Source organism: Streptomyces monashensis, assembly GCF_001866665.1.
Lineage (GTDB): Bacteria > Actinomycetota > Actinomycetes > Streptomycetales > Streptomycetaceae > Streptomyces > Streptomyces monashensis.
Window position 1 is genome coordinate 1 of sequence record NZ_MLYO01000025.1, and the last position, 19,035, is coordinate 19,035.

General features: G+C 68.9%; 9 protein-coding genes and 2 pseudogenes. 6 read left to right on the forward strand and 5 right to left on the reverse strand.

Annotation, left to right across the window (positions count from 1 at the left end):
• The coding region (locus BIV23_RS15200; RefSeq protein ID WP_245790535.1) for a type I polyketide synthase at positions 1–3,221 on the reverse strand (3,221 nt) is incomplete at its 3' end.
• A gap of 308 nt (positions 3,222–3,529) precedes the next feature.
• On the opposite strand from BIV23_RS15200, the gene BIV23_RS15205 reads away from it, so the two are divergent.
• Entirely contained in the window at positions 3,530–6,631 is a 3,102-nt protein-coding gene (locus BIV23_RS15205) for a non-ribosomal peptide synthetase (RefSeq protein ID WP_107471170.1), read from the forward strand.
• A 31-nt stretch (positions 6,632–6,662) separates the two neighbouring features.
• On the opposite strand, the pseudogene BIV23_RS15210 reads toward BIV23_RS15205, so the two are convergent.
• Positions 6,663–7,430 (reverse strand): annotated as a pseudogene (locus BIV23_RS15210) (ATP-binding cassette domain-containing protein); the annotation flags it as partial.
• A 194-nt stretch (positions 7,431–7,624) separates the two neighbouring features.
• On the opposite strand from BIV23_RS15210, the gene BIV23_RS15215 reads away from it, so the two are divergent.
• The 5 genes and pseudogenes from BIV23_RS15215 to BIV23_RS53560 form a co-directional block, all read left to right on the forward strand.
• Positions 7,625–8,413 (forward strand): TnsA-like heteromeric transposase endonuclease subunit, encoded by a 789-nt coding sequence (locus tag BIV23_RS15215; RefSeq protein WP_245790536.1) that lies wholly within the window; start codon positions 7,625–7,627, stop codon positions 8,411–8,413.
• 8 nt (positions 8,414–8,421) lie between these two features.
• Positions 8,422–10,590 carry an integrase gene (locus tag BIV23_RS15220; protein WP_245790537.1) on the forward strand — a complete coding sequence of 723 codons (2,169 nt, stop codon included), beginning with the start codon at positions 8,422–8,424 and terminating at the stop codon, positions 10,588–10,590.
• A complete protein-coding gene (locus tag BIV23_RS15225; RefSeq protein ID WP_071381383.1) occupies positions 10,587–11,708 on the forward strand; it encodes an AAA family ATPase in 1,122 nt (373 codons plus the stop codon). Before BIV23_RS15220 ends, BIV23_RS15225 begins: the two co-directional genes overlap by 4 nt.
• Positions 11,705–14,983 (forward strand): TniQ family protein, encoded by a 3,279-nt coding sequence (locus tag BIV23_RS15230; RefSeq protein WP_071381384.1) that lies wholly within the window; start codon positions 11,705–11,707, stop codon positions 14,981–14,983. Before BIV23_RS15225 ends, BIV23_RS15230 begins: the two co-directional genes overlap by 4 nt.
• Positions 14,984–15,259: 276 nt before the next feature.
• Positions 15,260–15,577: pseudogene (locus BIV23_RS53560) on the forward strand (alpha/beta hydrolase); the annotation flags it as partial.
• A gap of 65 nt (positions 15,578–15,642) precedes the next feature.
• Here the strand turns inward: BIV23_RS53560 and BIV23_RS15240 are convergent.
• The 3 genes from BIV23_RS15240 to BIV23_RS15250 all read right to left on the reverse strand — a co-directional run bounded on the left by BIV23_RS15240 (position 15,643) and on the right by BIV23_RS15250 (position 18,908).
• Complete coding sequence (locus BIV23_RS15240; protein ID WP_071381386.1) at positions 15,643–17,100, reverse strand: UvrD-helicase domain-containing protein; 1,458 nt, start codon at positions 17,098–17,100, stop codon at positions 15,643–15,645.
• Positions 17,101–17,603: 503 nt separating this feature from the next.
• Positions 17,604–18,485, reverse strand: coding sequence for a DUF6083 domain-containing protein (locus tag BIV23_RS51795; RefSeq protein ID WP_079173190.1), 882 nt, complete (start codon positions 18,483–18,485; stop codon positions 17,604–17,606).
• 159 nt (positions 18,486–18,644) lie between these two features.
• Positions 18,645–18,908 (reverse strand): helix-turn-helix transcriptional regulator, encoded by a 264-nt coding sequence (locus tag BIV23_RS15250; protein WP_071381387.1) that lies wholly within the window; start codon positions 18,906–18,908, stop codon positions 18,645–18,647.
• Positions 18,909–19,035: the final 127 nt, after the last annotated feature.

Consider the following 19,035-nt stretch of genomic DNA (forward strand, 5'->3'; position numbering starts at 1 on the left):
ACGATCACATGCGCATTCGTCCCGCTGGCGCCGAAGGAGGACACGCCCGCCCGGCGGGGACGTCCGGTGTCCGGCCAGGAGCGCGTCTCGGTCAGCAGGCGGATCTCTCCGGTGGTCCAGTCGACGTGCGGGGACGGCTCGTCGACATGGAGGGTGCGCGGCAGCACACCGTGGCGCATCGCCTGCACCATCTTGATCACACCCGCCACACCCGCGGCGGCCTGCGTATGACCGATGTTCGACTTCACCGACCCCAGCCACAACGGCCGTTCCGCCGAGCGCCCTTGTCCGTACGTCGCCAGCAGCGCCCGCGCTTCGATGGGGTCGCCGAGGGTGGTACCGGTGCCGTGGCCCTCGACGACGTCGACGTCGTCGGGGCTCAGGCCGGCGTTGCCGAGGGCCGTACGGATGACACGCTGCTGCGCCAGCCCGTTCGGCGCGGTCAGACCGTTGGACGCACCGTCCTGGTTGATCGCCGAACCGCGGATCACCGCGAGCACGGGGTGGCCGTTGCGCCGCGCGTCCGACAGCCGCTCCAGCAGCAGCAGTCCCACGCCCTCCGAGAACCCGGTGCCGTTGGCGGCGGCCGCGTACGCCTTGCAGCGGCCGTCGGCGGACAGGGCGCCCTGTCGGCTGAACTCGACGAGTGCGGCGGGGGTCGACATGACCGTCGCCCCGCCCGCCAGGGCCAGGGTGCACTCGCCCTGGCGCAGCGACTGGGCGGCCAGGTGCAGGGCGACCAGGGAGGACGAGCACGCCGTGTCCAGCGTGATGGCCGGTCCTTCGAGGCCGAGCGCGTAGGCGATGCGCCCGGAGGCGATGCTGGCGGCTGCGCCGTTGCCGAGGTATCCCTCCAGGTTCTCGGGCGCGCGCTCGTAGAGTCCGGGCCCGTAGCCGCCGTGCATGACGCCGGCGAAGACGCCGGTCCGGCTGCCCTTGAGGGAGGGCGGCGCGATGCCCGCGCGTTCGATGGTCTCCCAGGCGGTCTCCAGCAGCAGCCGCTGCTGCGGATCCATCGCCAGCGCCTCACGCGGCGAGATCCCGAAGAACGCGGCGTCGAACCGGCCCACGTCCTCCAGGAACGCACCCTGACGCGCCGACGACGTGCCGGCGCTGCCGGTTTCCCGGTCCAGCAGCCGGTCGAGGTCCCAGCCGCGCTCCGCCGGCAGCGGGCCGACCGCGTCCGTCTCGGCCATGAGCAGGTCCCACAGCTGCCCGGGAGAGTGCGCGCCCGCGGGGTAGCGGCAGCCCATCGCGACGATGGCCACCGGCTCGTCCGGGTCGAGGCGTACCGGCGCCGCGTCGTCGACCGCCGGTGCGGTGTCGAGCAGTTCGCCCGCCAGATAGGCGGCCAGCGCGCTCACCGTCGGGTGGTCGTAGGCGAGGGCGGCCGACAGGGTCCGGCCGGTCGCGGCGGACAGGCGGTCGCGCAGGGCCACCGCGGCCAGCGAGGTGAAGCCGAGTTCGTGCAGCGCCCGGTCCGGGTCCACCTCCTGGGCGGAGTCGTGTCCGAGGACCTCGGCCACGGCGGAGCGCACCAGGTCGAGCAGCGCCCTGCCTCCGGTCGGCCTCGCGATGTCCACGAGCGACGCGGCCGTGCCGGATTCCGTCGCGTCGGCGTCGGCGGGCGCCTGGGCGTCCGGCCGGTGGCCGACCGCGGGGTTGACGGTGAGCAGCGTGGCGGGCAGTTCGGCCAGTCGTGCGCGGGCGGTCTTCCCGGCCGCGTTGCGGGGGATCTCCGCGACCGCGTGGAACGTGTCGGGGACCTTGAAGTAGGAGAGTTCCCGGCGGCAGGTCTCCAGGAGCGTGTGCGGGTCGATGCCTTCAGGGCCCGGTACGAGGTAGGCGACCGGGACCTCGCCGAGCACGTCGTGCGCCTGGCCGGCGACGGCGGCGTCGGCCACGCCGGGCACCCGGGCCAGGACCTCCTCGACCTCCCGGGGGTGGATGTTCTCCCCGCCGCGGATGATGAGTTCCTTGACCCGTCCGGTGATGGTGAGGTAGCCGGCCGGGTCGCGGCGGGCGAGGTCACCGGTGCGGTACCAGCCGTCGCGGAGCACCTCCGCGGTCTCCTCGGGCTGGTTGTGGTAGCCGAGCATGAGGGCCGGGCTGCTGACCCACACCTCGCCCTCGTCGCCGCCGGCGGCCTCTTCGCCCGTGCGGGGGTGTGTCAGGCGCAGGCCGAGTCCGGGCAGCGGCAGCCCGCAGGAGCCCGGGACATGGGGTCCGCCGGGCGCGTGCGTGGTGATCGCTCCCCCGGTCTCGGTGCTGCCGTAGCTGTCCAGGAGCCGGATGCCGAAGGTCGTCTCGAAGGCCTCGTGGAGCGACGCCGGGCAGGCGGACCCGGCCACCATGCACACCCGGAGGTCCGGCAGACCCGTGCCGCTCTCCCTGGCCACGTCCACCATGCGGTGGAACAGGGTCGGTACGGCGACGAGGAAGGTGGACCGGTCCTCCCGTGCGGCGGCCAGGATCTCGTCGGGTGCCGCGCCCTGCATGATGTGTGCCGTGGCGCCGACGGCCAGTACGCCCAGTACGCCGATGTTGTGCGACACCGCGTGGAACAGCGGCATCGGCCACAGCACGCGGCTGTCGGCGGACATGCCGAGAATGGGCACGTTGCACACCGCGGTCGCCCACAGCGAGGCCCGCTGGGTCGACACCACTCCCTTGGGACGGCCCGTGGTGCCCGAGGTGTAGAGCATCCAGGCCGGTTCGTCGAGACCGAGGTCGTCGCGCGCCGCGCTGTCCGGCTCGGTGGTGGCGAGGGTGTCGAAGTCGGGGCGCCCGCCGGGCGCCCGGCCGGGTCCGGCCACGACGACGCCGACCGTCTCGCCGCGCCGGGCGATCCTGAGAACCTGTTCCGCCCCGGCGGCCGCGGTGACGACCAGTACGGCGCCGCTGTCGTCGATGTGGTGGGCGAGTTCGGCGTCCGTGGACTGCGGGTTGACGGGGACACCGACGGCACCGGCGCGGGCGACGGCGACGTAGCTCTCCACCATCTCGACGCTGTTGTTCATGCGCAGCAGTACCCGGTCGCCGCGTCGGACACCCAGGTCCGCGAGGTGTCCGGCGAGTCGGCGCGTGCGTCGTTCCAGTTCCCCGTACGTCACGGAGCGCCGTGCGTCCCGGAACGCGGTCTTCTCCGGGAGGCGACGGGCATGGTCGGTGAGCAGCTCGTGCAGCGGCCGGATCAGGTCAGTACGCAACGTGACGCTCACGCCTCTCGGTTTCCAATCGCGTGGGGAACGGAAGTGCGGTGCCGCCGACAAGCCGAACGGTCGTGCCGCGCACGGGCCTTCGACACGCCGCAGCATGGAATTGCAGCGTCAGTATCGCCACGACCTCGTTAGGGGTTTGCCTAGTAGTGCCGCGCCGGGTTCGTGCGGCTCGGCCGGGCCGCTTTCCCGGGCGAGGCGATGGTGAAACCGGTGGGTTGGTTCCCCGTAACTCCTAGGAGGACCCCCAGTGCCCGGCGGCCGAAAATACGCGGGCCCGGCTCCACGGTGGAGCAGGTCCGGAGGCCAACATGAGTCCCTTTTCTCGACAGCAGCACGGCTACCGCAGGGCGATGTCCGCCGGCGAGTGGCTCTACGCGGGCATGGCTCCCCGTCACTCCAACATGGTCCAGTACGTGGTGGAGGGATCGGGGACGCTGGACGAGCGGCGGCTGACCGACGCCGTGGCCCGCGCCGCGGAGGCCAGTCCCGGCACCAGACTGGTGCGCGACGGCCGCCGGCTCGTCGACGGAGGTGTTCCGCCGCGTGTCCGGGTCATGGAGGCGGGCTCGTTCGACGGACGGCTGCTGGACGCACCCGCGCTGCGGGACGTACTGCGCAGTCCGGGCGCCACCTTCGAGGTGCTCCTCTTCCCGGGCGGCACGCAGGGTCCGGACTCCGACGAGGCGCCCGTCACCGTCGTCTTCCGGGCCTCGCACGGTGTGACGGACGCCCGTGGGCTGATGCTGTGGATCGAGGACGTGTTCCGGGTCCTGCGGGGTTCGGAGCCGTTGGGTGCGCCGTCCACCCTGAGCAGAGACGAGTTCCTGGAGGACCTGGACCTGCCCGGCGGGCTGCCGCCGATCCCCCGCAACGTCGGCGAACTGGCCTGGTCCTCGCCGCTGGGCCCGTTGCCGCGCAAGCCTTCCGGGATCATCTGGCGTCGGCGGTCGGTCGACGGAAGCCACCCGGCGGCGACGGCCAAGGTGGCCGCGGCGGTGGCCGCGGCGTACGGCCCGGACGGCAACGGCCGCTTCATGGTCCCCGTCGACCTGCGCCGGCACGCACCCGGGATCCGTTCCACGGCCTGGCTGTCGCAGGCGTTCGTGCTGGGCGTCGATGCCGGGGACAGCTGGCAGGACGTGCACGGACGCGCCCTCAAGGCGCTCGCCGACGGCGCGGAGCTGGCGGTGCGCACCGACCCGAAGATGCTGAAGACCCCGCTGCCGCTGATCCGGATGTTCTCCTCGGCGGTCGACCGGACCGCCGTGCGGAACGACCGGTACTCCGCCTTGTCCTTCCTCACGCATCTGGGCACCTACGACCTCGTGTCCTTCGACGCGGGCGGCTTCACGGCGACGGCCCTGTACGCGCTGGGCGGTACGGGCCCCGGCGCCCCGCCCTCGATCGACATGGTCGAGAGCGGCGGCCGTACCGAGGTGACCCTGACGTGGCAGGACGGGCCCGGTGTCGCGGAGCGCGCGCGGGAGCTGCTGGACGTGGTCGAGGAGGCCCTGTCGCCCCGGGCGAACCGGGTGTGGGCGGGTAACGACACCGCGCGCGAGCTGGAGTCGAGCGCTTCGGTCGTGCGGCGCTTCCGCGAGCAGGTGCGGCGCACGCCGGACCGTGTCGCGCTGAGCGGCCCCGAAGGGCCGGTCACCTACGGCGAGTTGAGCCGGCAGGCCGACGCGGTGGCCAGGGCGCTGCGGGACCGGGGCGTGGGTCCCGGCACGGTGGTGGGGCTGCTCGCGGATCGTTCGGTGGCTCTGGTGGCGGGCCTGTGGGGCGTCCTGCGGGCAGGCGCCTGCTATCTGCCGTTGGACGCACAGCATCCGGACGCCCGGTTGTCCGGGCTGTTGTCGGACGCCGGGGCGGCGTACTGCCTGGTACAGGAGGCCCACGGGCGCCGGGGGGTCGTACCGGAGGGCTGCGAGCGGCTGGCGCTCGGCGAACTGACGGCGCCCATCGGCCCGGACGACGGCGACGAACCGCCGTTCACGGACGTCGAGGTGTCCCCGCGGGACCTGGCCTACGTGATCTACACCTCCGGTTCGACCGGCCGGCCCAAGGGCGTACAGATCGAGCACGGCAGCCTGACGCACTATGCCGAGTGGGCCACCCGGGAGTTCGGGGTGGACGCGGGGACGCGGTTGCCGCTGATCACCTCCCCGTCGTTCGACGTCACGGGCACCTCGGTCTTCCTGCCGCTGCTGGCGGGCGGCGAAGTCGTCCTGATGCCGCAGGAGCCGAGCCATCTGTCGCTGCGGCGGTTGCTGCAGTCCTCCGGTGCCACCATGCTCAACCTGACACCGTCCCATCTGGACCTCATCGGGCAGCTCGACATCTCGCCGCGCGGATACCGCAGCGTGGTCGTCGTCGGCGAGCAGCTGCGGGTGGAAGTCGCCGCGCGGGCCCAGGAGATGTTCGGGCCGCGGTGCCGGATCATCAATCTCTACGGTCCCACCGAGGCGACGATCGGCTGCACCACGCACACCTTCAGGGTCGGCGAGGACACCGGCGTCGCCGTCCCGATCGGGCTGCCGGGCGACAACACCCGGGTGCATCTGCTGGACGCGGGCCGCCGGTTCGTGGCGCCGGGGGAGGCCGGGGAAATGTACCTGGGCGGCACGCAACTGGCCCGTGGGTACCTGGGCCGTCCCGATCTGGACCGTGAACGCTTCGTCCGTCTCGCCGACGGCAGCCGGGCCTACCGGACCGGTGACCTCGCCCGCGTGCTGCCCTCGGGCAGCCTGGAGTTCGTCGGGCGCATCGACGACCAGGTGAAGGTGCGGGGCCACCGGGTCGAGCCGACCGAGGTGGCGCGGACGCTCGAGGACCATCCGGGAGTGACCCGGGCGGTGGTGATCGCCAGGGCCCGGCCGGGGAGCACGTCGAAGGCGTTGTACGCGTACGTGGTCACCGGCCTGGCCGCGGAGGAACAGGACTCCCTGACAAAGGAGTTGACGGCGTACGCCGCCGAGCGCCTGCCTCGGTACATGGTTCCCGCGGCGATCACGGCGTTGCCCGAGCTCCCCTACACGGTGAGCGGCAAGGTCGACACGAAGGCCCTCCCGGACGCCTTCGCGCAGGCTCCAGGGGCCGCTGCGGACGCGGACGCGGCTCCGCAGGGGCCCCTCGACCCGCTGGAGGAGGCGGTGGCCGAGGTGTGGGCACGCACCCTCGGGGTGGAGCGCTCCCGGCTGGAGGGCCGCTCGGACTTCCACCGGCTGGGCGGGGACTCGCTGTCCCTGCTCACCATGATCGCCGGGGTGTGCCGGTCCGTGCTGGACGCCGAGGGAGAGGAGGCCTTCATGGCGGAACTGGCACAGATCGTGGGAGAGCCGACGCTGGATCAGGTGGTCGCCCTGTGCCGGAAGGTGACGAGATCGCCGGACGCGGCCGACCGCCCCTGATCCGGTACGGAGCGGCGCGGGGCCGGCGCGGTCATGCCGGCTGCTCCTTCTCCGCGCCCGTCTCCGCCTCCTTCTCCGTGACCTTCCCCGCGTCCTTCCCCGCCTCCTTCTCCTTGTCGGCGCGCTGGGCGGGGATGGCGCGGTCGTTCTGCAGGAGCCAGAGCTCGCGGAACAGGCCCGGGGCGGTGGTGAGTTCCTCGAAGGTTCCGGTCTGGATGATCCGGCCGTGGTCCAGGACGACGATCCTGTCGGCGATGGCCACGTTGGCGAGCCGGTGTGTCACGAGGACGACGGCGCGGTCCTCGGCGACCTCGCGCAGGCCGGTGAAGATCCGGTGCTCGGCGCGGGCGTCGAGGGCGCTGGTCGGTTCGTCCATGACCAGGAGTCCGGCCGGGCGGTGGAAGGCGCGGGCGATGGCGATGCGCTGCCACTGTCCGCCGGAGAGTTCGACGCCGCCGAACCACTCCCGGGCGAGCAGGGTGTCCAGGCCGCTGCGGAGGTGGTCGACGACTTCGTGGGCGCCGGCGCGCTCGGCCGCCTGGTGGACGGTCCGGTCGCCGCCGTGGGGCTGCCCGAGGGTGATGTTCTCACGGGCCGTGAGGGGCCAGTGGGCGAAGTCCTGGGGGACGACCGCGGTCTGCTGCCACAGTGCGTGGGGGTCGAACTCGCCGGTGTCGCGGCCGTCCCAGGTGACGCGCCCCCGGCTGGGCAGGTACAGGCCGGACAGGAGTTTGGACAGGGTGGTCTTGCCGGATCCGTTCTCGCCGACCAGGGCGAGGACTTCGCCGCGGCGGACCTCCTGTAGGTTCCGCACCTGAGTGAACAATGCGGGTGTTTCCTGAACACTGCTTGAACAGTGTTCAGGAGTGCGCCGCTGAGCATTTTGCAATCATGCCCGCCGCAGCGGGGCGCATGCACGGGATCGCGACTTTCTACCGGTGAGGGTGAAGTTCGGTGATCGGGCGGGCATTCGGGATCCGAATCCTTGATCGTGTGGGCCAGTTGCTCGTGATCAGCACGGGCTGGGCGCGAAGGTGCGCGATGGTCGCTATACGTGAGCGTGGTGCCGCAGAAGCGGCGGTGTGGATCCGGTACGGCGTCGATGAGGTGCGCCAGGTGCCGTTCGGGCGCCTGGGGCAGCGGCATTTCGAGGGTTCTGTTCCGTGGCGGGCGATGCGGTCGAGGCGTGGGCAGGCGCATCTGCCCGGGAGCTACTGGTCGTCGACAGCGGGCACCCAGGTGATCTTCGAGAGTCAGCTGGAGCTTGCCCGTCTCCTGTTGGCGGACTTCGACCCGGATGTAATCGGTATCCGGGCGCAGCCGTGCTGGGTGCGGAGCAAGGTGAAGGGGCGGGTGCGGCGGCATGTTCCGGACTTCCTGCTCACGCTGCGCAGCGGTCTGGTGCGCGTGGTGAATGTGAAGCCAGCCGATCGTGCGAGGGATCCGAAGGTTCGGGAGGCCTTGGCGTGGCCGGGTGAGCTGTTTGCCGCGCAGGGGTGGCTGTATGAGGTCTGGTCGGGCTGTGAGCCCGTGGTGTTGAGGAATGTACGGTTTCTTGCCGGCTTCCGGCGGCCGTGGGTGGTGGACAGCGCTCTTGTCGATCGGGCACGTGAGCTGGTGAAGGACGGGGACGAACTCGCTGTAGCGGAACACAGGTTGAGCGCCTACGGCAAGCGTGAGGACGTGCGCCCGGCGTTGCTGTCGCTGTTGTGGCGGGGCTATTGGAGGACGGATCTCACGCGTCCGCTCGGCGGGCGTTCGGCGCTCAGGAGGGTGTCGTGAGAGGGGGCGTGGCGACGCTGCGGTGCGGGCTGGTCCTGCAGCACGACGGTGAGCAGTTGACCGTGGTGGAGATATCCGGGAGCCGCATTCTTCTCCAGAACCGGTCCGGCGGATTACGGCAAGTGGATCTGGGTTGGCTGCTGTCGCACCCGACCACCCGGATGCCAGAGGCCGCTGCCGAGCCTCTGCCGGGGCTGGGTGCACAGTTCTCGGCGCTGGGCAAGGAAGAGCAGGACGCGCTGCGGGAGCGCTACGAGCATTTGCTGGAGGTGGAGACCGGATACCGTTACGGCTCAGCGGAGTTGGCGCTCGACGGTGAACCGCGCCCGCAGTATGCGCCCGACGTGCCGAAGATGGACCGCTACGAGGCTAAGGCGACCGAACTCGGTGTGAGTGTCATGACGGTGCGGCGCTGGCTGATGAAGATCAAAGGCCCCGAAGGAGTGGCCGGACTACTGCCCGCCGATCGTGGCCGCAGCCCGCTGGGGGAGACCGATCCGCGCTGGATCGACATGTGCCGCAAGGTGCTCGACGAGTTCGTTGAGGAGAGCACTCCGCCGCGGCACCTGGTCATCGCGACCATCGAGGAGCGCCTGGCTGCCGAGTTCGGGCGGGGCGCGGTGAAGCTGCCGAAGAAGACGACGGCGTACGCCCTACTCAAGGAGCTGGGCCGGGGACGCAATGCGTTCTCGGGGAGCGCGAAGGGGCGGCGCTCGATCGCGAACCGCCCGCCGGGGGTCTACGGCAGGCTGCGGGCGACACGTCCGGGTGAGTATGTCCTCGTCGATACGACGCGGCTGGACGTATACGCGATGGAACCGGTCACGTGCCGGTGGGTGCAGTGCGAGCTGACCGTCGCGATGGACCTCTACACGCGCTGCATCACCGGGCTCAGACTGACGCCGGTGTCGACGAAGGCTGCTGATGTCGCAGCCGTCCTCTATGAGACGGTGCGTCCGCGAACGGATGGAGAGCGGGCGGTGCTACCGCATCACGGGGTGCCCAGCACGGTGGTGGTGGACGCAGCGCGACTGGTGGACGTGGAGGGTGAGTGGTTGTTGCCGTCGGTGGCGGCGGAGACGCTGGTGTTCGACCACGGCAAGATCTACCTCTCGCAGCATGTGCAGGCTGTGTGCGACCGCTTGGGCATGTCACTGCAGCCGGCCCGGCCGTACACGCCGACGGACAAAGCGCCGCTGGAGCGCTGGTTTCGGACCCTACGCGAAGGGGTTCTCGCGGCGCTGCCCGGCTACAAGGGCGCAGATGTGCACAGCCGCGGCAAGGACGTGGAGGAGAAGGCGTTCTTCTTCCTGCCGGAACTGGAAGCGATCATCCGCGAGTGGATCGACCTGGTCTACCACCGGCGCGTCCACACCGGCCTGTGCGTTCCGGAGGCGCCGGGCCTTGAGATGAGCCCGCTCGACATGTACGAGCACGGCATCCAACGGGCCGGGCATCTGCGGATCCTGGGGCGGCCCGACCTCGCCTACGACTTCCTCGAGGTGAAATGGACCACGATCCAGCACTACGGGGTGGAGATCGGCACCCTGCGCTACAACGGCCCCGCGCTGAAGGGGCGGCGTCACACGACGAGCCCGTACGGCGGGATCCACGCCGGGCAGTGGCCGATCGCCGTGGATCCCGGGGACATCACCCGCATCTACTTTCAGGACCCCGAGAGCAGGCAGTGGCATGACCTGCGGTGGGAGCACGCGGACGCGCTCGATGGTCCACTCAGCCGGGAGGCGTTCCAGCACGCGCGCCGACTGGCAGCCAGGACTCAGCGGTTTCCCGACGCCAAGCGCACGCTGATCGAGCTGCTTCAGCGATGGGGCGCGGGCCTGACCGGAAGCCAGGAAGAGCGACGTATGGCGCTGCGGCTGTCGGATGAGCGGCTATCCATCATGGGCCCCGACACGGTGGGGCCAGGCGCGGGCGAGGACGATCACGAGGTGACGGTGGCGCAGTTGCCGTCGGTGCGACAGCTCACGGCTCTCGCCCCCACCAAGCCCGCGGGCATCGACCATGACTTGGCCGAGACGCCTGTGGTGGATGGGTCTGAGGTGGGGGAGGGCGGGGACGACGACGAGGACGAGGACCTCGATGCTCTCCTGCCCGAGCACGCGGACACGGTAAGCGACGATGAGTACTACGCGGACGCGTGGGAGGTGTCATGACCGCCGCCTTCGAAGAGGGAGAACGCAACTATTCACCCGTTCAATTGACGGGCTTCGTGGAGATGTGCGAGCGGCCCGCCCGCGAGCGTCCACGGCAGCTCAGCAGGGTGGAGATCAAGGATCTGACGCGCCGCGATCTCCTCGTCTACAAGGAACAGCGCGCTGTGTGGCATGCCAACCTCGGGCCGATCAAAACCGCACAGCTGCGGGAACTGCACGACGGGCTCGCGGAGATCGTGGACTCGAACCGGCAGGACGGCGACAGAGTAAAGCCGTCCGCGGTGCTCGATGCGTTTCCTGGGCTGGGGAAGACGACCGCGGTCCTGGACTACGTGAAGCAGTACCACCGTGATCAAATTCTGCTGCACGGCGCCACCACCCCCAGCGGGCACCGCCGCGTCCCGGTCGTGAACATCACCCTGACCGGGAACGTCACGATCCGCGGCTTGAACGAGGCGATCTGCCGGTTCTACGAACTGCCCGAGTCCGGTAACGCCGACCAGCTCGCCGCCCGAGCCTCACGCGCGGCCCGCGCCATGTGCACGACCGTCATCGTCGTCGACGACATCCACTTCCTCGACCTGCGCCGCACCAACCACCGAGCGGTGGCCAACCACTTCAAACATCTGTCCACCGTCTTCCCCGTCACGTTTATCTACGTCGGCGTTGGTGTGGAAGCGCGCGGGGTCCTCACCGACGGCCTGGACGACGAGGACATCGATCTTGCGCAAGCGGCCCGCCGCATGACGACGTTGACGCTGCCGCCCTTCACCGTTGACACCGAGGTAGGGCGGGCGCAGTGGCGCACACTGATGCTCACCATCGAACGCCTTCTCGTCCTCGGCGACGCTTACCGCGGCATGCTGGCCGAGGACCTCTCCGATTACCTGTATGCGCGCTCCACCGGCCATTTCGCCTCACTCATGACGCTCATCGCCCGCGGCTGCCGCCGCGCCGTCGACAGTGGCGAGGAACGCCTGACCGTGGAACTGATGGACACCGTCAAGAACGATGTGGCGGCCGAGCGAGGACGCCTGGAACTCCAAGCGGCCCTCGAAGCGGGCACCCTCACCACCAAGCCCCGCCGCACAAAGAAGAGGCCAGGACGGCGGCCATGACCCTCAACACCGCGGCCATGGCGCCCACGTTCTCGACCGAGCGGCTCCCCTATGTAGTGGATCCGCTCCCGGGCGAGGCCCTCGACAGCTGGATCGAAGCCTACGCCCGTGAGCTCATCGTCACCTCCCGAGAGTTCTTGACCTTCATCGGCCTGCCCGGCCCCCACCTCGAGCGCATGCTGGTCAAGCTCCTACCCGAGGAGGCGGCTGTCCTTGCGCGGCGTACCGGAGTGTCGCCCGAGACGTTGTGTGCGATGACGCTGGAACCTTTCGATCAGATCACCGTGACTCTCCGGCACACCACGCGCGGGCTCGGCTCCCCACCGCGCTGGCGGCGGCACAAGGGCAGCCGGTACTGCCCCACCTGCCTGGCAGAGAGCGGCGGCCGCTGGCAGCTGGCCTGGCGCGACCCCTGGACGTTCGCCTGCACCCCGCACGCTCAACTCCTGGTGGAGACCTGCGAAGGGTGCGGACAACGCCCGCACCCCGCCGGCCGTCACCCCGCGGGCGTGACGAACCCGGCACGCTGCACCATGGCCCGCGCCCTCGGCCGCGGCAGCAAAGGCGCACGCCTCCCCTGCCACGCCGACCTCACCACCGCCGTGGCCCAACAGGTCCCTGCCGACGGTCAGATCATCCAAGCCCAGCACTTCGTCGACGCCATCATTCGCCATCACACTGACGTGCCGCGTGAAACCGAGGGAACTCAAGTGGGCCTGGAGGAACTCTTCTTCCTGGCCTGGCGCGGCCTGGCAGCACTCCACGACAACACCGCCCCCGTCCCCTCGCTGGTGCGGCAGCTCCTGGGGGAGGCAGGCAAACGCGCTCCCGCCCTGCTCACCGGGCTGAGCAACGAGTCCGCCACCGATGTGGCGATCGGCACCGCCCTCGCCATGAGCATCCTGCAGCGCGACCACCCCCACAGCGACGAGGTAATGCACTGGATCGCTAACTCCCACCTGCGCAAAGACGGCTCTATGGAGGTGCTGCTGAAGTTCAACTCCTGGCGCTCTGTTTGCTCACCGCCCATCCTGACCCGTGCTCTGGCAGTCATCGACACCCGCCTGCGGCCCATCGACCGACTACGCTTCGCCACCGCCTCCCCCAATCCCCAGCCCCCTTCCACACCTGCCGAACTGATCGAACGCAGGGCCGCGAACGTTCCGGCCACACTGTGGCCGTCCTGGAGCATGCGCCTCATGCCTCACCAGATCGGCGGTCCCCGCGGAATGAAAACCGCTGAATACCGGGCCGGGCTCACCGCGCTTCTGCTGGTCGTCCGCTCCACCAGCCGCACCTACCGCGACGCCCTCGCACTCCTCGGCCAACCCGTGAGTCCAAACTTCGTCAAGAGCATGGTCACCCGCCTCGACCGCCCCCACATGAGCCCCATGCTCGCCGCATTGACGCAACTGGCCGACGCCCTCGACCGTCACGGATCACCCATCGACTACGCGCGACGCAGGAGATTGGCCGACACATCGGAACTGAGCCTCGACCGCGCCGCATTCAGACAGCTCACCGCCCAGCACGGCTGGCGAACCCCCGGCACGCAGCGCCTCAACGTTCTGGACAGCTACCTCAAGGCCATTGTAACTGGCACCCTCACCGACACCCACCCCCGCGTCAGCGATCTGCGTTTTCGCGCCGACCCCGCCGTACGTGCTTTCCTGCTCGCCCAAGCCGCAGCCCATCTGAACCAACTCGGCATCGATGAACCCGTCACGTGGGAACCCCCGTCCGAGTGGGTGACCGGTGTCAACTGGCCCGGCACCGAGCCAACTGACATCGCCCCAGACGTATTCCGCCGCACCACCGCACGCCATCACAAACTCAACGACGTTGCCGAATCCCTAGGGATCGGCATTGAGCATGCCCGTCTCTATGCCGAACTCGCCGGCGCCATCCCCACCGTCCAAAAGAAGCCCCGGCGACCCAGAGGCCCGCGAACCAACGCCCCCGACGAAGCCACCCTCCGCGACCTCTACCTCCGGCAGGGCCTTCCTCTGCGAGGAGTCAGCAAGATCACCGGAGCCAGCGTGGAGGTGCTGAAGCAGGCACTCACAAGAGCCGGACTGGCATTACGGAGGCGAGGGGAACGTCCCAACCACAACCACCACATCGATCCCGATTGGCTCCTTGAACAGTACGCCGTGAAACACCGCAGCTTCGCTGACATCGCGGAGGAAATCGGCGCGGCGGCGATCACCGTCCGGAATATCGCCAGACGTGCAGGCATCGCCTCCAAAGGCCGGGCATCAGTCCCGCGAGACTTCGCTGCGACCACCGAAGGGCTGGATCTCTCCGCTGATGTCTACCGGGCATTTTGCGGAACCAACGCCGTGGCGCGCGTCAAGCACGTCAGCGTGCTCCTCGACCACGACTCGATGGCCTCCGCCGCACACGCGGCTGGCCTGAACGAGTCCGCACTGAAGCAGCAAGTGACGGTCGTGGAAAAGACAACCAGCATCCGCCTTGTGGACACACTCACTCCGCTCACACTCACCACCCCAGGAGCTCAACTTCTGCGCCAGGTGCGGCCCGTACTCAATCGCTATGCATCCCTGCATGCCGACGGCGTCGCCAACTCGGCAGCCCGGAGAAGACCTCCGCGCACACCAGCCCCCGAACCAGCCGTCCTTGAGGACCTCTACGTTCACCAGGACCTGTCCCTCGCGCGGGTATGCAAGGCCACCGGCGCAAGCATGCACGTCGTGAAGGAAGCGCTCCTAGACGCCGGTATCGAGATCCGCAAACAGGGCCACAGGCCCAACTATTCCTGCGACCTCGACCGAGACTGGCTCTACGAACAATACGTCGTGCGACACCGCACCTTCGTCGACATCGCCGGCGAAGTCGGCGTGGTGTCCACTACCGTCCTCAACATCGCCCGACGCAAAGGAATCCCGCTCAGAACGTACGCAGGCGTCCCCCGCGACTTCGCCACCACCACCAAGGGACTCGCCATCCAACCCGCGGTGTACCGGGCATTCGCCGGGTGGAACTCGGTCTCACGCGTCAGGGTCGTCAGCTCGCTGCTCGACCACCACACGATCGACAGCGCCGCCCAAGCCGCAAATGCAAGAGTGCCCGAGCTGCTGCGCATGATCACTGTCACAGAGAAGAACGCGGGAGTTCGCCTACTGTTGTCAGAGCGCCCGCTACGGCTCACGGCCGAGGGCCGAGCACTTCTGCATCAGGTCATGCCCGTACTTGATCGCTATGACACCGCGTCTCCGCAAGATTTCACGCCAGGTATCCACGATGCACCGTGAATCCCGCCGATCAGTTTCCGCAGGCTGCCGACAACCGACTACAGGGCCAAACGCAGACCCGATGTCTGTGTCTCACGGGTCAGAGTTCGTTGATGTCGTGCGGGGTGCGAGCTTCCACCTGTGCAAGCTGAGGTCTGGGCCAGGGCATGCCCATCTGATCTGGCTTGCACTATGCGGTGCGACTATGGCGTCCGATACAGCCATGCCCTCACACGGCACAGGAGCTTACGAACGCGTCGAAAGGCGCCTGAGCGTTGGAGAGTTCGGGATGCCACCGAAGACCCCTACCGCCGAGGTGAGGACATCTCCTACGCCATCGACGTGCTCACCACGACCCCCGGCATCGACCCGCACCGCATCGGCGTCCTCGGCATCTACGCCGGTGGGGGCTACGCCGTGCACACCGCCCGCATGGACCACCGCATCAAAGCGGTCGGCACGGTCGTCCCCATCAACATCGGCGCCTCGTTCCGCAGCTTCCAGCCCGACGGTCCGGCCGCAGCACTCGACGCCCTCGCGGACGCACGTACCGAAGAGGCCCGCTCCGGCGAGACGACCCACGTGAACTGGCTGCCCGACACCCTTGAGGACGCCACGACAGTACTCTCCGAGATACGGGGCCTTGTCATTGCGCACGACGTTCATCTGCGCGAGGACTTTCAGGCGCCCGGGTGGCTCTGGATCCACGAGAGGCCTCCGAGATCGAGTCGACGACGCGCGCGCGTCACGGCGACGTAGGCAAGTTGGGCGTCCTTCTCGCTCACGGATGGCGGGGGCGGCCGACCACAGTCGTCGTTCTGATCCGTTTCCGCAGGTTGAGGAAAGTCATCGGCGATCCTCACCTGCAACCACTCTCGACCCTTCGCCTTGTGGGCGGTGGAGACCGTGACGTCGGCCGTAGTCTCGTCGGTCAGGGCGTCGACCGCGGCAATGATGGCCTGCGGGCCGTGGGCATCCACGACTTCCACGAAAGGCTGAAGGTCACGGCCAGCGAGATCGTAGGTCGCGTAGTCCTGCAACTCGCCCCAGGAGGAGAAGAGTGCCAGTTCCGGGTGGGATGTGCAGCGGCCTTCCTTGAGGTCCTGCGCGGCAAGAGCCAGTGCCGTCAGTGTCTGTCCACCACGGGTCAGAGCGACTCGTTGGCCGGCGGCGAGCAGACGCATCACCTCGGTCACGGCGCCGATGTTGGTCCGGCACAGCACGGCATCGGGGCTGGTGACCACGCCGACCTCAGTCGAGATCTCTTCGGTGCCCGTCAGCCGGATGGAGGCGTTCGCGAACGACAGCCATCGGTTTGCCTCCTCCGCCAGCGCCGGGCCGAAACGGAAGGAACGGGTCAAGGTGAGATGGTTGGCGTCGAAGCCGGTCATCACGTCGCGGGCGCCGCGCCAGCCGTAGATGGCCTGAGCCGAGTCCCCGACCATGACCAACTGAGCGTGAGCACGTTGTGCGGTGAAGACCTGCTCCAGAACCGGGTTGGTGTCCTGCGCCTCGTCGAGGAAGAGGAAGTCGGCCTCGATCTTGGGGTCGGTCAGCGCCCACATCTTCAGGTAGTGGTCGTGTTCGAAGCGGACTACGCCGCGCTCGGGATTCTGCAGGTCGTGCCAGGCCCGCGCAGCGAACGGCAGAACAGCATCGGAGAGTTGCGTATGGTCTTCCGGTGCTTCAAGGCGGCGCAGAACCGGCACGTGGTGAGGCGCCAGCGCCCGGTCTGCCGAGTGGCAGAACCGGGTCACGGTACGCAGTACAGCCTGAGACAGCGTCCGGTGGCTGATCTCGTGATCACCGATACGGACGGAGGAGTTGACGCCGAGCGACTTTCCGATCCTCCATGCGGGCTGTCGCGGGCTGTTGAGGCGGAGGACGAAGCGGTGCCCGAGGGCAGCGAAGGCCGTGGCGTGGGCCGTCTTGCACTGCACAGAGTTCGGAAAACGGCTACTGGCATCGCGTGCGATGTCCTTGTTGAAGGCAAGGTAGCGGCCTCGGCGCTTTGTGCTCGTGGCGAGCATGCCGAGTGTGCTGGTCTTGCCTGTGCCGGCACCTGCCTGCAGCACCAGGTGATCGCCGCTACGGAAGGCGTCGACGGCATGGGCCTGTTCGTCGGTGGGGGTGTGCAACGGGAACTCCGCGGAGGTGGGCTATGGGGTGCGAAAGCTAGGAGGACGACTGCGGAGCAAGGCGCGCGCTGCACAGGCCAGTACGCCCTCAAGGCCGTGATGGGCAGGAAGGCCCTCTATCTGTGCTGCGAGTTGGCGAGCTCGATGGTTTCTGTCCTGTTCCAAGGCCGCCACAATGGTGCGGCCGAGGAGGTCTGCGGGCTTGCGACCGCAGTTTGCCGCGGTTCGACGAACCGTTGAGCACACATCCCAGGAGAGGGCGACATAGAGCAGGACCTGGCCGCTTGGGTCGAGGTAGTGGGTCGTCAGCGTGTCAATGGGTAGCAGGCGGTCGCGGTTATGAGGAAGCGACCGGACGGCCCGCCCGGGCGACTTGGCGCACCGAACCGTCGTGAGCCGTGTGGGTTCGGCGTTCGCCGCCAGGGGAAAGGCGCGGCAGGCTCGGCGAAGCTCTGCGAGAATGACGGATCTCGTCAGGAGGATCTCCACTGCGTACTGGTGCTTCATCGCCAGGCCGCCTCCGACTCACCGTTTCCGCGGCGCGGTTGACGCACGTGAGTCGGGAGACGTGGGTGCACGTAGGGGTGATGGACCGCCGGGTCGAACGGCTCCCAATCGGTCAGTGCGAGATCCGCCGACGTCGGGACGGCGGCATGGTGAGGGCATCGCTGTGTACGCCAGCGCAGCTGTTCCGCGTACAGCAGCGAGGAAAGGTCGTAGAGAGCCATTACCTCAGTGGGAAGGGCCAGCTGACCTTTGGCGGCCGTTGCGGGGGCCAGGATCCAGATGCCTTGAAGGCTGTCCGGGGCGAGCATTTTCGTGGAGCATCGGGTGCGATGCCGCGTCTGCGCGACGCACTGGATCTCGTCCAGGGGGCGGGCGGCGAGGTAGCGGACATACAGGATCTGGACGACGGGCCTGGCGGGTCGGCATGTGCCGTTGGACCGCGAGCGGCGGTCGACGTCCGTGGGCGGGACGAAAACACCGGCGTCAGTCAGGCGGCGCGTGTTCACAGCCAGCGACCGGCGTAGCCAGGTCAGAGCGGGGGTGATGTCACACGGGGCGTCGCGAGCGGGGCAGACGACGGCGTGGGTCAGCCGACACCAGGTGCTGCCGTCCCCGGCGGGATGGGCGAGGCCTGAGCTGACGTGCCAGCGGTATGCGGCGGGCATCTCGGCTGCGGGCAGTTCTTGCGGGTGCAGTGGCACGGGCCGGTCACGGCCCCGGTGGTACCACTCGACCGGGTTTCCGCACTCACGGCAACGAGCACGCTGTGCGCAGCGCAGAAGGCGGGTTGGGCTGTCGGGGTGGACGCGCAGGGACCGTCGCTGTTGGGAGGATGCGGGGCTGCCGTCCCAGTGCCGGGATGCGGATGAGGGGTGCATGCGCGAGAAGGTGCCAGCCAACACGCTGTCGAAGCACTGCCCTGGCTGGTGACGTCCGTCGAACGGCCGAATCCATGGCAACGCCTATTCGGATCATCGCTCAGACATTCGTGTCCGCCTACCCAATCGGGTGATTGCCCGGCCGGCCGGGCCGACCAGTCAGCCGCCCGCTTGACGAGGTGGCTCGTGCCCCTGGCAGAGAGTGCCGAAGAGTTCGTCGAGGGGAGTGCTCAATGCGTGGGCCAGAGCGTGCCACGTCTTGAGAGTGCCGATAGTGCGCCCCTGCTCGATCTCGATCAGAGTCCTTCTGGCCAGGCCGCTTCGAGAGGCGAGCTCGTCGTAACTCCATCCCCGCGCCGCACGCAGCCGGGCGAGTTCCAGGCGCAGGGCCTCGAAGTCCGGGTCGGGCGGAAAGATCGTCACCCGACCATCCGACGGTGCAGACGCCTGCCCTGTCAGTGCATACCTCTGCCCTATTTCCGCCTTTCAGGTTCGCTCCGAGGGGCAGAGGTCTGCACTACCGTGTGCGGCCGACCCCAGCCCGCCAGAG